Source organism: Streptomyces sp. NPDC054770 (genome assembly GCF_053611985.1).
In genome coordinates this window covers 128,518-140,793 of the sequence record NZ_JBSHBL010000021.1, presented here as the reverse complement: position 1 = coordinate 140,793, position 12,276 = coordinate 128,518, and the positions used below count along the sequence as shown (strand labels likewise).

The window sequence follows — 12,276 nt, the reverse complement described above, 5'->3', positions numbered from 1 at the left end:
CCCCTAAAGGGGCGCTCGCTCCAGCGCCCTTTCTTTTGGGGGCGCGGGGAACTGCGCGACAAGCCCCCACCGGCCCGCACGGCCACACAACCGAACGGACCCCCACGTGTGCCACAAGCCACGGGGGGGGGTCCGCTCATTGGATCGCCGGGGACGCCCAACTCCCCGGCGCCGGCTGCCATATCAGCCGTGGGCCGTCACCCCCCGACCGGCAGCCCGCCCCGGAAGCACCGTCGGCCAGTGCGCCAGCGCAGCCGTCGCGGCGTACCAGGCCACCGCCCCCGCCGCCACCGCAACCCAGCCGCCGGCCTTGGTCAGTGACGAGCTGTCGGCGAACTGCGCGACGGCGAGCACCAGCATCGCCAGGAACAGCAGCCCGTGCACGGCCTGTCCGAGCTGGTCGCCGCCCGCGAGGGTCAACGACAGGGCCACGAGGGCGAACAGGAGCAGGAAGAGCCCGGCTCCGTTGGCCGAGGTGTGACCGCCAGAGGAGGCGGCCCAGGTGAACCAGAGGGCGCCGAGGGCCACATAGCCCGTGCCGTTCACGGTGTCACGGTCACGGAAGGCCAGCAGGCCGACGAGGAAGAGGGCGACTCCGCCCACGTAGTGGGCGATTGACACGGCGTCAGACGTGGTGACGTTGTCGATGACGCCGGTGGTGCCGAGGCCGAACGCCAACAGGGTGATTCCCAGGGCGAGTCGGCCGGCCACGGTAGTGGTTCCGCTTCCCGCAGAGACGTCGTTGTCCACGGCGGGCTCCCTTCATGCTCTGTGCAGTTGTGCGCGGTGACCGATATATGCCCTTCACAAGGGCACAAACACCTCTACGCACGAGTAGATTTACGCACGGCACAAAGAGAGCCGGACCGTTCCCACGGCACATCTCACCTGGGAGAACGGGGAGTTACGGAATGACAACGACGGGCCGCCTGGCCCGCTTGGCGAGTCTGCCCGCGACGGAGCCGAAAATCCGCCCCACGATCCCCTGGGTCGACCCCACGACGATCGCGTCGGCCTCGTACTCCCGCCCCACCTCTTCGAGTTCATGGCAGATGTCACCGCCGCGCTCGACGAGGATCCAGGGCACTTCGGCCAGGTACTCGGCACAGGCGAGTTCGAGCCCGAGCACCTCGGTGCGGTGGTCCGGCACGTCGACGAAGACGGGTGGCTCGCAGCCGGCCCACACGGTGGTGGGCAGTCGGTTGGCGACGTGGACGATGATCAGCCCCGCGCGGGAGCGGTGCGCCATCCCGATCGCATAGGCGAGGGCGCGCTCACTTGAGGTGGAGCCGTCGAAGCCGACGACCACCCCGTGCTTGAAGGCGGGATCGCAGGAAGGGCGTGCCTCTTCCGCCGCCTGCGCATCGGCCGCCGTGGGGTCGGCGACCGGCCGCTTGCGGTCCGCTGGATCGAAGAATTCGTGACCGGCCATGGCTGTCTCGGCGTTGTGATCCTTGTGTGGGAGGGACGGCAGTGTTGCGGCGGAGCTGTGTCCGGGAAACATCTTCCCAACCCCATACCCCCAAGGGTACGGCGGCACGCCTCCTCAGCCCAGATCCCGCACACTCTCCGTAGGGGACCTTCCCCGGAGTCGGTTAGGGGTTCCAGGGAGCATGCACGAGCCGCGCCCGTAACGCAATGGTTGCTGCCCCGTACAGGCGGTTTGCACAGGATTCGGACAGGCCGGAGCTCCACGCACGGTGACCGACCGCCCGAACACGCGTTGATCCCGGTACGAGTGCGTCACAAGGGAGCACAAGGGAGTACGACGAGGGAGTACGACCATGTCCGGACCGCGCCCCACCACCCCCGCTCCGCGCCCCGCCCGGCACACCGACCCGCACGCCGCCCGGCGCCCCGCCCGGCACCCCGCTCCGGACACCGCCGGCGACGTGGTTCGCTGGGCCGTGTTCTCCTGCGTCCTCGTTCCCGTGGTGCTCCTCTGGTACGGCACCTCGCCGGGCGGCGCGGTCGGCACCGCCCTCGGCCTCGCCGCCGTCACCGCCGCCTGCCGCTTCCTGCTGCGCCGCTCGGAGCGCGCTACGACGCCCCGGGGAGGCGGACGTCACACCCGGAGCAGTACACCGGTCGACTGACCGGTTTCCGCGCACACGAACGCTTCTTTTCAGCCAACTTCCCGGACCTGTGCAAGAGAGGCACCAACCACCCCCCAACCCCCGTTCCACCTGCACGGAAAGGGTCCGCAGGACCCTCCGCACCCTACGCTGTTTGGCCACTGCGACGAGGCGCACTTCCCTGCACGGCCTGTGAGTGCAACCCTTCGTGATCGAATGCTTCACGCCAAGTTGTCATGTCGACAATCGGCGGCGTGTCGAACTGGTCACCGTGACACCGCGGAAACCAGTAGATTCGATCTTGACGTCTTATGGCGGGGGACTCGTGCAGGACCAAGGGGAAACGTGCAGGAGCGACACAACCGAGGAGCCGCGACCACCGAGGGGGGCTTAGCAGGATGAGCCACGACTCCACTGCCGCGCCGGAAGCCGCGGCCCGGAAACTCTCCGGGCGACGCCGCAAGGAGATCGTCGCGGTGCTGCTGTTCAGCGGCGGCCCCATCTTCGAGAGTTCCATACCACTGTCGGTGTTCGGGATAGACCGCCAGGACGCCGGCGTGCCGCGCTACCGACTGCTGGTGTGCGGTGGCGAGGAAGGCCCGCTGCGGACCACAGGGGGCCTGGAACTCACCGCGCCGCATGGCCTGGAAGCGATCTCACGCGCCGGCACGGTCGTCGTACCGGCCTGGCGTTCGATCACCGCGCCGCCGCCCGAAGAAGCGCTGGACGCGCTGCGCCGCGCCCACGAAGAAGGGGCCCGCATCGTCGGGCTGTGCACGGGCGCGTTCGTGCTGGCCGCCGCAGGTCTGCTGGACGGCCGCCCGGCCACCACCCACTGGATGTACGCGCCGACGCTGGCCAAGCGCTATCCGTCGGTGCACGTCGACCCGCGAGAGCTCTTCGTGGACGACGGTGACGTCCTCACCTCGGCCGGTACGGCGGCCGGAATCGATCTCTGTCTCCACATCGTGCGGACGGACCACGGCAACGAGGCGGCCGGTGCGCTGGCCCGCCGCCTGGTGGTCCCGCCGCGCCGCTCGGGCGGTCAGGAGCGCTACCTCGATCGATCTTTACCAGAGGAGATCGGCGCCGACCCGCTCGCCGAGGTCGTCGCCTGGGCGCTGGAGCACCTCCACGAGCAGTTCGACGTGGAGACGCTGGCGGCTCGCGCGTACATGAGCCGCCGCACCTTCGACCGCCGCTTCCGCTCACTGACGGGATCGGCCCCGCTCCAGTGGCTGATCACGCAGCGGGTGCTGCAGGCACAGCGTCTCCTGGAAACGTCGGACTACTCGGTGGACGAGGTGGCGGGCCGTTGCGGCTTCCGCTCCCCCGTCGCGCTGCGCGGTCACTTCCGGCGCCAGCTGGGTTCGTCCCCGGCGGCGTACCGGGCGGCGTACCGGGCGAGGCGGCCACAGGCCGAACGGGCCGACGCGCCTGAACCGGCACCGCTGCCGCCGTCGGGCCCGCTCGCGGTCCCGTACCCCGAGGGCGTACTGCCGATGCAGACCCGCAGGACAGCAGCGGTAGGCCTCTCACCCAGCCTCCCGGGCCCCCGCACAGGCAGCTGACCCACCCTTGCCCACCCGACACCCTCGGGTGGGCAAGGGCTGGCCCCTGCCCATCCACCACCCGACTCGGTAGGACAAACGGCGAGGCCAAAAAAGGACAAGGGGCGGGCCCAAGAACGACAACACTCAGCTGCCCACTCCACCGACCCGCCACCTCACTCGGCAGGACAAGGGCAAGGTCGACGACGGTGCCCAGCCACCGCACCTCCGACCGCCCCGGTAAGACGAGTGGCAAGGCCGAAGACAGCGCCCAGCCACCGCCCTCCACCCCCACCCGACTCGGTAGGGCCAGCGGCGAAGCCGAAGACGAGGGCGTACGCAGCCACACCTTCTGGCCACCCGCCACCCAAGTCGCCAAGACGAGCGGCGAGGCCCACGACGGCGCCCGGCCACCGCTCTCAGTCTCCGCTTCCGGGCGTCCGGCGCTCCGAAGCGGAGGTGCTCAGCGGCCGCCCTCCGATCGCCCGGCATCCGACGACGACGGTGCCCAGCCGCCCCCTCAGCCCGTCCGGCGTTTGAGGGCGAGGCCGTAGGCCGATGATGCGGGGGTACGGGGGCGGCAGCCCCCGAGATGTCGGCGCTGCACCCGGGGCACCCAAACGGCGACGCCAGCTTTAGGGTGGTCGCATGAACGATCGCATGGTGTGGATCGACTGCGAGATGACCGGCCTCTCGCTGTCCGACGACGCGCTCATCGAGGTGGCCGCGCTGGTCACCGACTCCGAGCTGAACGTGCTCGGCGAGGGCGTGGACATCGTCATCCGTCCGCCGGCCAAGGCACTGGAGACGATGCCGGAGGTGGTGCGGCAGATGCACACCTCGTCCGGCCTGCTCGACGAGCTGGCCGGCGGCACGACGCTCGCCGAGGCCGAGGAGCAGGTCCTGGCCTACGTACGGGAACACGTGAAGGAACCCGGCAAGGCCCCGCTGTGCGGCAACTCCGTCGGCACCGACCGCGGCTTCCTCTCCCGGGACATGCCGGACCTGGAGGGATACCTCCACTACCGGATCGTGGACGTGTCCAGCGTCAAGGAGCTGGCCCGGCGCTGGTATCCGCGGGCGTACTTCAACAGCCCGGAGAAGAACGGCAACCACCGCGCCCTCGCCGACATCCGCGAGTCGATCGCCGAACTGCGCTACTACCGCGAGGCCATCTTCGTACCGCAGCCCGGCCCGGACTCGGACACCGCGCGGACGATCGCGGCCAAGCACGTCCTGCCTGCGGAATAGCCGTCCGGAAGGTGTCCGGGAAGTCCGCGGAGGGGCTCCGGGAAAGCCGTGCGCGAGCACCCCTTCGGACCCTGTACACTTTTTCTCGGCCGGTCGGAGAAACCACAAAGTCACCGCCGGTCGTGGTGGGTGTAGCTCAGCTGGTAGAGCACCTGGTTGTGGTCCAGGATGTCGCGGGTTCGAGTCCCGTCACTCACCCTGAACAACCAAGGGCTGGTCTGCGAAAGCAGACCAGCCCTTGATGCTTTCCGGAGCCCGGCCCGGAGCCCGGCCGAAGGCCGGGCCACGCGGCTCAGGACGAGGCCCGCACCACCAGTTCCGCCGGCAGTACCGCATGCCGCCGCTCCAGCCCCCGGGACACGGCCGGGCGGCGGTCGGCGATCTCCGCGAGGAGGAGGTCGATCATCGCGCGGCCCATCTCCACTATGGGCTGGCGGACGCTGGTGAGCGGCGGGTCCATGTGGCGGGCGATGGCCGAGTCGTCGTACCCGACCAGCGCCACGTCGTCGGGGATCCGGCGGCCCGCCTCGCGCAGCACCTGGCGGGCGCCCGCCGCCGTCACGTCCGAGCCGGCGAAGACGGCGTCGAGGGCGGGGTGCCGGTCCAGCAGCACGGACATCGCCCGCCGGCCGCCCTCCTCGGTGAAGTCGCCCGGCTCGATGAGGAGTTCGTCCACCTGGTGCCCGGCGTCGCGCAGGGCGTCGCGGTAGCCGTCGACGCGGCGCTGGGCGCCGTACACGTCCAGGCGGCCGGTGATGTGCGCGATCGTCCGGCGGCCGCCGGCCAGCAGGTGCTCGACGGCCGCCCGGCCGCCGCCGTAGTTGTCGGAGTCGACGGACGTCAGTGTCTCGGCGGCCGAGCGCGGGCCGCTGATCACCGCGGGGATCTCCAGCTGGGCGAGGAGGTCCGGCAGCGGGTCGTCGGCGTGCACGGAGACCAGCAGGACGCCGTCGACACGGTGCGCGGCCAGGTACTGGGCGAGCCGCTGCCGCTCCCGGTCGCTGCCCGCGAAGATCAGCAGCAACTGCATCTCGGTGTCGGAGAGTTCGGCGCCGACACCGCGCAGCATGTCCGAGAAGTACGGCTCCGCGAAGAACCGGGTCTCCGGCTCGGGGACCACCAGGGCGATGGCGTCGGTGCGGTTGGCGGCGAGGGCGCGGGCCGCCGTGTTCGGGACGTAACCGAGCTCCGCGACGGCGGCCTCGACGGCGGCCCGGGTGGCGTCGCTGACCCGCGGCGAACCGTTGATCACCCGGGAGACGGTGCCGCGCCCCACCCCGGCCCGGGCGGCCACCTCTTCGAGAGTGGGCCGACCACCGCTACGCCCCCGCGCTCCGTGGCTTGCCATGGGCTCCGCCCTCCTCGCCGACGTACAACTCGCTGGCCTGGAATCTAACAGTGCCGCCCGCCGCCATGACCCGAGCCATCACCTCGGTCATTTTGTCATGACATATACGATTTTCACGGCGCCGAGCGGAGTTAGCTAACAGCCGGATAACTGAACGCGGTTCGCCGCGCCCACTCCCTTGACACCCCGCTCCGAACCGACGACTCTTCAACACATCACTGGTGGGAGCGCTCCCACAGTACCTGACACATACACATCCCGCACGTTCCCCGCCCGAGCCGCAGCGAGAACTAACGGGCCCAACCATGCAGTTGGCCGGGGGGTCGGCACGTCAGGGCAACAGGAGGACGTAATGCGAGCACGTACCCGAACCGCCTCGCACAAGGCGGTGGTCCTGGCGGCCGTCTTGGCACTCGGAGGAACGCTGCTGGCCGGCTGCGCCGACGACAGCGGTGGCAGCAGCGACGGCACCAGCGGCGGCGGCAAGGGCAAGACGACGATCACGCTCGGCCTGTTCGGCACCTTCGGCTTCAAGGAGGCCGGGCTCTACAAGGAGTACGAGAAGCTCCACCCGAACATCGTCATCAAGGACACCTCGGTCGAGCAGAACGCGAACTACTACCCGGCGCTGGTCAACCACCTGACCACCAACAGCGGCCTGATGGACATCCAGGCCGTCGAGGTCAGCAACATCGCCGAGGTCACCAGCACGTTCGCGGACAAGCTGGAGGACCTGTCCAAGGTCAACGGCGTCTCGGAGAGCAACTGGCTGGACTGGAAGTGGAAGCAGGCCACCACCAGCGGCGGCCAGACCATCGGACTCGGCACCGACGTCGGTCCGCTCGGCATCTGCTACCGCACGGACCTCTTCAAGAAGGCCGGCCTGCCCACCGACCGCGACGCGGTGAGCAAGCTGTGGGCGGGCAGCTGGGACAAGTTCCTCCAGGTCGGCGAGAACTACAAGAAGAAGGCGCCCTCCGGGACCACCTTCATGGACTCCCCCGGTGGCCTGCTGAACGCGATCCTGTCCAGTGAGAGCACCAAGTTCTACGACTCCTCCGGCAAGATCATCTACAAGACGAACCCGGCCGTGAAGACCGCGTTCGACACGACCGCGAAGGCCGCGCAGGAGGGGCTGGTCCAGGCGCAGACCCAGTTCCAGCCGTCCTGGAACAGCACGATCGCCAACAACAAGTTCGCGGCGATCTCCTGCCCGCCGTGGATGCTCGGCTACATCAAGGGCCAGTCGAAGGCGGACGCGGCCGGCAAGTGGGACGTGGCCCAGGCGCCGCAGGCCGGCAACTGGGGCGGTTCCTTCCTGACCGTGCCCAAGAGCGGCAAGAACGTCGCCGAGGCCGAGAAGCTGGTCGCCTGGCTGACCGCACCCGAACAGCAGGCCAAGCTCTTCAGCGTGCAGGGCTCCTTCCCGAGCGCGCCGTCGACGTACACCTCGGCGGCGGTGACCGGCGCCAAGAACGACATGACCGGTGACGCCCCGATCGGCACGATCTTCGCCGAGGCCGCCAAGAACAGCCCGGTGCAGGTCATCGGCCCGAAGGACCAGATCATCCAGGACGGTCTGGCCAACAACGGCGTCATCCTCGTCACCAAGGGCAAGACGCCCGCGGAGGCCTGGGCGACGGCCACCAAGACCATCGACAACAGTCTGGACAAGTGACCGGCATGGCCACCCGGCACGACACCGCCGCCCCCCTCGCGCAGGAGGGGGGCGCGGCCCCGGTCCGCCCGCCCGCCGCTCCCACGGAGGCGGAGCGGCGGCGCCGCGCCCGTCTCTCGCGCCGCTGGCAGCGGGACATCAAGTGGAGCCCGTACGGGTTCATCTCGCCGTTCTTCGTGCTCTTCCTCGCCTTCGGGCTCTTCCCGCTCATCTACACGGGCTGGGCCTCGCTGCACACGGTGGAGCTGACCGCGCCCACCGACATGCAGTGGGCGGGGCTGCACAACTACACCCGGATCTTCGGCGACGACTTCTTCTGGAACGCGGCGAAGAACACCCTGACCATCGGGATCATCTCGACGGTCCCGCAGCTGCTGATGGCGATGGGGCTCGCCCACATCCTCAACTACCGGCTGCGCGCCTCGACCTTCTACCGGGTCGTGATGCTGGCGCCGTACGCGACGTCGATCGCGGCCGCCTCCCTCGTCTTCGTGCTGCTCTTCGGCCGTGACTACGGGATGATCAACTGGGCGCTGCACTTCGTCGGTGTCGGTCACATCGACTGGCAGAACGACAAGTGGCCCTCGCAGATAGCCGTGTCGACGATCGTGATCTGGCGCTGGACCGGCTACAACGCGCTGATCTACCTGGCGGCGATGCAGGCGATCCCGCAGGACCTGTACGAGTCGGCGGCCCTGGACGGCGCCTCGCGCTGGCGGCAGTTCATCCACGTCACGCTGCCGCAGCTGCGCCCGACGATCCTGTTCACCTGCGTGGTGTCGACCATCGGCGCGAGCCAGCTGTTCGGTGAGCCGCTGATCTTCGACGCCAACAAGGGCGCGTCGGGCGGTGCGGAGCACCAGTTCCAGACGCTCGGCCTGTACCTGTACGAGCAGGGCTGGGTGAACCAGCACCTGGGCCGGGCCTCCGCCATCGCCTGGACGATGTTCCTGATCCTCATCGTGATCGGGATCGTCAACTACGTCATCTCGCGCCGGCTGCGCGCCAGTAGTTAGGAGACCGGCCGTGACGACGACCCTGACCAAACCCTCCGAGGCGGTCGAGCCCAAGCGGGCCCGGCGCTCGAAGTCGGCGCGCGCCGGCGGCACCATGCACGCGGGCCCGATCGCCTACACGGTCCTCGCCCTCTTCTCCATCGGCTCGCTGTTCCCGCTGGTGTGGACGGCGATCGCCGCGTCCCGGAACAACAACCGGCTGGCCGAGACCCCGCCCCCGTTCTGGTTCGGCGGGAACCTCTTCCACAACCTGGACGTGGCGTGGAACGAGGCCAACCTCGGGCAGGCCTTCCTCAACACCACGATCGTGGCGGGCATCTCGGCGATCACCATCGTCGTGCTCTCCACGATCGCCGGGTTCGCCTTCGCCAAGCTGCGCTTCAGGGGCCGCAACATCCTGATGCTGACGGTGATCGGCACGATGATGGTGCCGCCGCAGCTGAGCATCATCCCGCTGTACATGATGGTCGCCAAGCTGAACTGGGCGGACCAGCTCCAGGCGGTCATCTTCCCGTCCCTGGTGAGCGCGTTCGGCGTGTTCTTCATGCGGCAGTACCTGCTCCAGGCGCTGCCGGACGAGCTGATCGAGGCGGCCCGGGTGGACGGTGCGAGCAGCTGGCGGGTGGTGTGGCACATCGTGTTCCCCGCGGCCCGCCCGGCCATGGCGGTGCTCGGCATGCTGATGTTCGTACAGGCCTGGAACGACTTCCTGTGGCCGTTCCTGGTCCTCACCCAGACCGGCAACCCGACCGTGCAGGTCGCCCTGGCCGGCCTGGGCCGCGGCTACACCCCGGACCAGTCCCTGATCATGGCCGGCGCGCTGCTCGGCACCCTCCCGCTGCTGCTCGTCTTCGCGATCTTCGGCAAGCAGATCGTGGGCGGCATCATGCAGGGCGCCGTGAAGGGCTGACCGCCGTCAAGACGGGGGGCCGGGTCACCGCCGTCCCGGCCCCCTCCCTTCGCCCTCCTCACCCACCCGACTCACCCGTCGGTCTCCACGACCTCCTATGGGAGCGCTTCCATGCCTGAACCCATGACCTCCGTGACCTTTCCTCCCGCCTTCCTCTGGGGCGCCGCGACCTCCGCGTACCAGATCGAGGGGGCGGTGCGGGAGGACGGCCGCACCCCCTCGATCTGGGACACCTTCAGTCATACGCCGGGCAAGACGGCCGGCGGCGAGACCGGTGACATCGCTGTCGACCACTACCACCGCTACCGCGACGACGTGGCCCTGATGGCGGACCTCGGCCTGAACGGCTACCGGTTCTCGGTCTCCTGGTCGCGCGTCCAGCCGACCGGCCGCGGCCCGGCGGTCCAGGTCGGTCTCGACTTCTACCGCCGTCTGGTGGACGAACTGCTGGCGAAGGGCATCAAGCCCGCCGTCACCCTCTACCACTGGGACCTGCCGCAGGAGCTGGAGGACGCGGGCGGCTGGCCGGAGCGGGACACGGCGTACCGGTTCGCCGAGTACGCGCAGATCGTCGGCGAGGCGCTCGGCGACCGGGTGGAGCAGTGGATCACCCTCAACGAGCCGTGGTGCAGCGCCTTCCTGGGCTACGGCTCCGGGGTGCACGCGCCCGGCCGTACCGACCCGGCGGCCACCCTGCGCGCCGCGCACCACCTCAACCTCGCGCACGGCCTGGCCACTTCGGCGCTGCGCTCGGTGATGCCGGCCCGCAACCAGGTCGCGATCAGCCTCAACTCCTCGGTGGTACGGCCGCTGTCGCAGGACCCGGCGGACCTGGTGGCGGTCCAGAAGATCGACGACCTGGCCAACGGGGTGTTCCACGGCCCGATCCTGCACGGCTCCTACCCCCGGTCGCTGTTCGCGGCGACGGCGTCGGTGACGGACTGGTCGTACGTCCGGGACGGCGACCTCGCCGCCATCCACCAGCCGTTGGACGCCCTCGGTCTGAACTACTACACGCCCGCGCTGGTGTCGGCCGCGTCCGGCACGGCGGCCGGCGCCCGGGCGGACGGCCACGGCGCCAGCGCCCACTCCCCCTGGCCGGGCGCCGACGACGTCGCCTTCCACCAGACGCCGGGCGAGCGCACGGAGATGGGCTGGACGATCGACCCGACGGGCCTGCACGACCTGATCATGCGGTACACCGCCGAGGCCCCGGGCCTGCCCCTCTACATCACCGAGAACGGCGCGGCCTACGACGACAAGCCGGACCCGGACGGCAACGTCCACGACCCGGAGCGCATCGCCTACCTGCACGGCCACCTCTCGGCGGTGCGCCGCGCCATCACCGACGGCGCGGACGTGCGCGGCTACTACCTGTGGTCCCTGATGGACAACTTCGAGTGGGCGTACGGCTACGGGAAGCGGTTCGGTGCGGTGTACGTCGACTACGCGACCCTCGCCCGGACCCCGAAGGCGAGCGCCCGCTGGTACGCGGAGGCGGCCCGCACGGGCACGCTGCCGCCGGCGAGGTCGGCCGCGGCCTGACACGCCGCTGCTCGGCCGCGGCGCCGTCGTGGCTGGTCGCGCAGTTCCCCGCGCCCCTTTGGGGCGCGGAGTGGCGCCCTCGCCTCACAGGGACCGCTCAGCCTTCGGCAAGCGGTCTCTCAACTCCCCGGCGTCTCATGGGTGGTACGAGGTGACCGAGCGGTCCTCGTGGACGTGGACACCGGAGGGCGTCATGGGATTCATCGTGCTGGTGCTGCTGGCGCTGGTCATCGGCTCAGTGGTGGCCCTCGTCGGCCGGAACCGGCAGCAGGCCGCGGCCGGCGCCGGGCAGGTGGCACAGCAGGACCTCACCGCGGACGCCGGGGCGGAGGCCACCCGCTGGGTGGACCGGCTCGGCGGTGGCATCGCGACGCTGGCCGCGGGCGACGACCGGGCGGCCCGCCAGGCCCTGGCGGACGCGACGGAACGCCACCGCGCGGCCCAGGCCCAGCTGGCGACGGCGTACACCCCGGCGCAGTACGCCCTGGTCACCCAGACCGCCGTCGAGGGCCTGCACTACGTACGGTCGGCCCGCACCGCCCTGGGCCTCGACCCGGGCCCGGCCCTGCCTCCGACGGGCGGGGCCGCGGCGGGCCGGCAGGTGACGGTGGGCGGCCAGACGTACACGTCCTCGGACCGCCCGGGCGCGGGGAACCCCTACTACTACCCCGGCGGGGTGGTGGCCGGCCGCACCGTCCCGGGCGGCTGGTACAGCACCCCCTGGTGGAAGACGGCCCTGGTCGCAGGCGCGGCAGGCATCGGCGGCATGCTCCTCGCGGACGCCCTCTTCGACGGCTTCCACCACCCCGGCCCGCCGCTGGGCGGACCCGGCGGGTTCGGGGGCTTCGGGGGGCCGGGCGGACCCGGCGGCTTCTGATCCGGCAGCCACCCGAAGAACGCGCG

General features: G+C 70.3%; 11 protein-coding genes and 1 tRNA gene. 9 read left to right on the top strand and 3 right to left on the bottom strand.

Annotated elements, in window-relative coordinates:
- Window positions 1-183 precede the first annotated feature (183 nt).
- A complete protein-coding gene (locus ACWGKQ_RS20640) occupies window positions 184-750 on the bottom strand; it encodes a GPR1/FUN34/YaaH family transporter (protein ID WP_453293370.1) in 567 nt (188 codons plus the stop codon).
- A 154-nt stretch (window positions 751-904) separates the two neighbouring features.
- The gene (locus tag ACWGKQ_RS20635) at window positions 905-1,432 is read right to left on the bottom strand and encodes a universal stress protein (protein ID WP_189261256.1); all 528 of its coding nucleotides are present in this window, start codon (window positions 1,430-1,432) and stop codon (window positions 905-907) included.
- Between the two features lie 352 nt (window positions 1,433-1,784).
- Here ACWGKQ_RS20635 and ACWGKQ_RS20630 point away from each other — a divergent pair, with 352 nt between their 5' ends.
- From ACWGKQ_RS20630 to ACWGKQ_RS20615, 4 genes are all read left to right on the top strand, one after another.
- The gene (locus ACWGKQ_RS20630; protein WP_453293369.1) at window positions 1,785-2,096 is read left to right on the top strand and encodes a hypothetical protein; all 312 of its coding nucleotides are present in this window, start codon (window positions 1,785-1,787) and stop codon (window positions 2,094-2,096) included.
- A gap of 377 nt (window positions 2,097-2,473) precedes the next feature.
- Complete coding sequence (locus ACWGKQ_RS20625) at window positions 2,474-3,646, top strand: helix-turn-helix domain-containing protein (protein ID WP_453293368.1); 1,173 nt, start codon at window positions 2,474-2,476, stop codon at window positions 3,644-3,646.
- A 627-nt stretch (window positions 3,647-4,273) separates the two neighbouring features.
- Complete coding sequence (gene orn / locus ACWGKQ_RS20620; RefSeq protein WP_453293367.1) at window positions 4,274-4,876, top strand: oligoribonuclease; 603 nt, start codon at window positions 4,274-4,276, stop codon at window positions 4,874-4,876.
- 125 nt (window positions 4,877-5,001) lie between these two features.
- Window positions 5,002-5,074 (top strand) — tRNA-His (locus ACWGKQ_RS20615).
- A 94-nt stretch (window positions 5,075-5,168) separates the two neighbouring features.
- On the opposite strand, the gene ACWGKQ_RS20610 is transcribed toward ACWGKQ_RS20615, so the two are convergent.
- Window positions 5,169-6,224 (bottom strand): LacI family DNA-binding transcriptional regulator, encoded by a 1,056-nt coding sequence (locus ACWGKQ_RS20610; protein ID WP_453293366.1) that lies wholly within the window; start codon window positions 6,222-6,224, stop codon window positions 5,169-5,171.
- Between the two features lie 352 nt (window positions 6,225-6,576).
- On the opposite strand from ACWGKQ_RS20610, the gene ACWGKQ_RS20605 reads away from it, so the two are divergent.
- The 5 genes from ACWGKQ_RS20605 to ACWGKQ_RS20585 all read left to right on the top strand — a co-directional run bounded on the left by ACWGKQ_RS20605 (window position 6,577) and on the right by ACWGKQ_RS20585 (window position 12,250).
- Window positions 6,577-7,902: an ABC transporter substrate-binding protein gene (locus tag ACWGKQ_RS20605; RefSeq protein ID WP_453293365.1), complete on the top strand. Its 1,326-nt coding sequence runs from the start codon at window positions 6,577-6,579 to the stop codon at window positions 7,900-7,902.
- Window positions 7,903-7,907: 5 nt separating this feature from the next.
- Window positions 7,908-8,918 carry a carbohydrate ABC transporter permease gene (locus ACWGKQ_RS20600; RefSeq protein ID WP_453293376.1) on the top strand — a complete coding sequence of 337 codons (1,011 nt, stop codon included), beginning with the start codon at window positions 7,908-7,910 and terminating at the stop codon, window positions 8,916-8,918.
- 10 nt (window positions 8,919-8,928) lie between these two features.
- Window positions 8,929-9,828 carry a carbohydrate ABC transporter permease gene (locus ACWGKQ_RS20595; RefSeq protein WP_453293364.1) on the top strand — a complete coding sequence of 300 codons (900 nt, stop codon included), beginning with the start codon at window positions 8,929-8,931 and terminating at the stop codon, window positions 9,826-9,828.
- A 111-nt stretch (window positions 9,829-9,939) separates the two neighbouring features.
- A complete protein-coding gene (locus tag ACWGKQ_RS20590; RefSeq protein WP_453293363.1) occupies window positions 9,940-11,373 on the top strand; it encodes a GH1 family beta-glucosidase in 1,434 nt (477 codons plus the stop codon).
- A gap of 193 nt (window positions 11,374-11,566) precedes the next feature.
- Window positions 11,567-12,250 (top strand): hypothetical protein, encoded by a 684-nt coding sequence (locus ACWGKQ_RS20585; RefSeq protein ID WP_453293362.1) that lies wholly within the window; start codon window positions 11,567-11,569, stop codon window positions 12,248-12,250.
- Window positions 12,251-12,276 lie beyond the last annotated feature (26 nt).

What these genes read in the sequence shown, in the direction of transcription:
- ACWGKQ_RS20635 (WP_189261256.1), bottom strand. Translation starts at nt 1,432, where the DNA reads ATGGCCGGTCACGAATTCTTCGATCCAGCGGACCGCAAGCGGCCGGTC.
- ACWGKQ_RS20630 (WP_453293369.1), top strand. Translation starts at nt 1,785, where the DNA reads ATGTCCGGACCGCGCCCCACCACCCCCGCTCCGCGCCCCGCCCGGCAC.
- ACWGKQ_RS20625 (WP_453293368.1), top strand. Translation starts at nt 2,474, where the DNA reads ATGAGCCACGACTCCACTGCCGCGCCGGAAGCCGCGGCCCGGAAACTC.
- orn (WP_453293367.1), top strand. Translation starts at nt 4,274, where the DNA reads ATGAACGATCGCATGGTGTGGATCGACTGCGAGATGACCGGCCTCTCG.
- ACWGKQ_RS20610 (WP_453293366.1), bottom strand. Translation starts at nt 6,224, where the DNA reads ATGGCAAGCCACGGAGCGCGGGGGCGTAGCGGTGGTCGGCCCACTCTC.
- ACWGKQ_RS20605 (WP_453293365.1), top strand. Translation starts at nt 6,577, where the DNA reads ATGCGAGCACGTACCCGAACCGCCTCGCACAAGGCGGTGGTCCTGGCG.
- ACWGKQ_RS20600 (WP_453293376.1), top strand. Translation starts at nt 7,908, where the DNA reads ATGGCCACCCGGCACGACACCGCCGCCCCCCTCGCGCAGGAGGGGGGC.
- ACWGKQ_RS20590 (WP_453293363.1), top strand. Translation starts at nt 9,940, where the DNA reads ATGCCTGAACCCATGACCTCCGTGACCTTTCCTCCCGCCTTCCTCTGG.
- ACWGKQ_RS20585 (WP_453293362.1), top strand. Translation starts at nt 11,567, where the DNA reads ATGGGATTCATCGTGCTGGTGCTGCTGGCGCTGGTCATCGGCTCAGTG.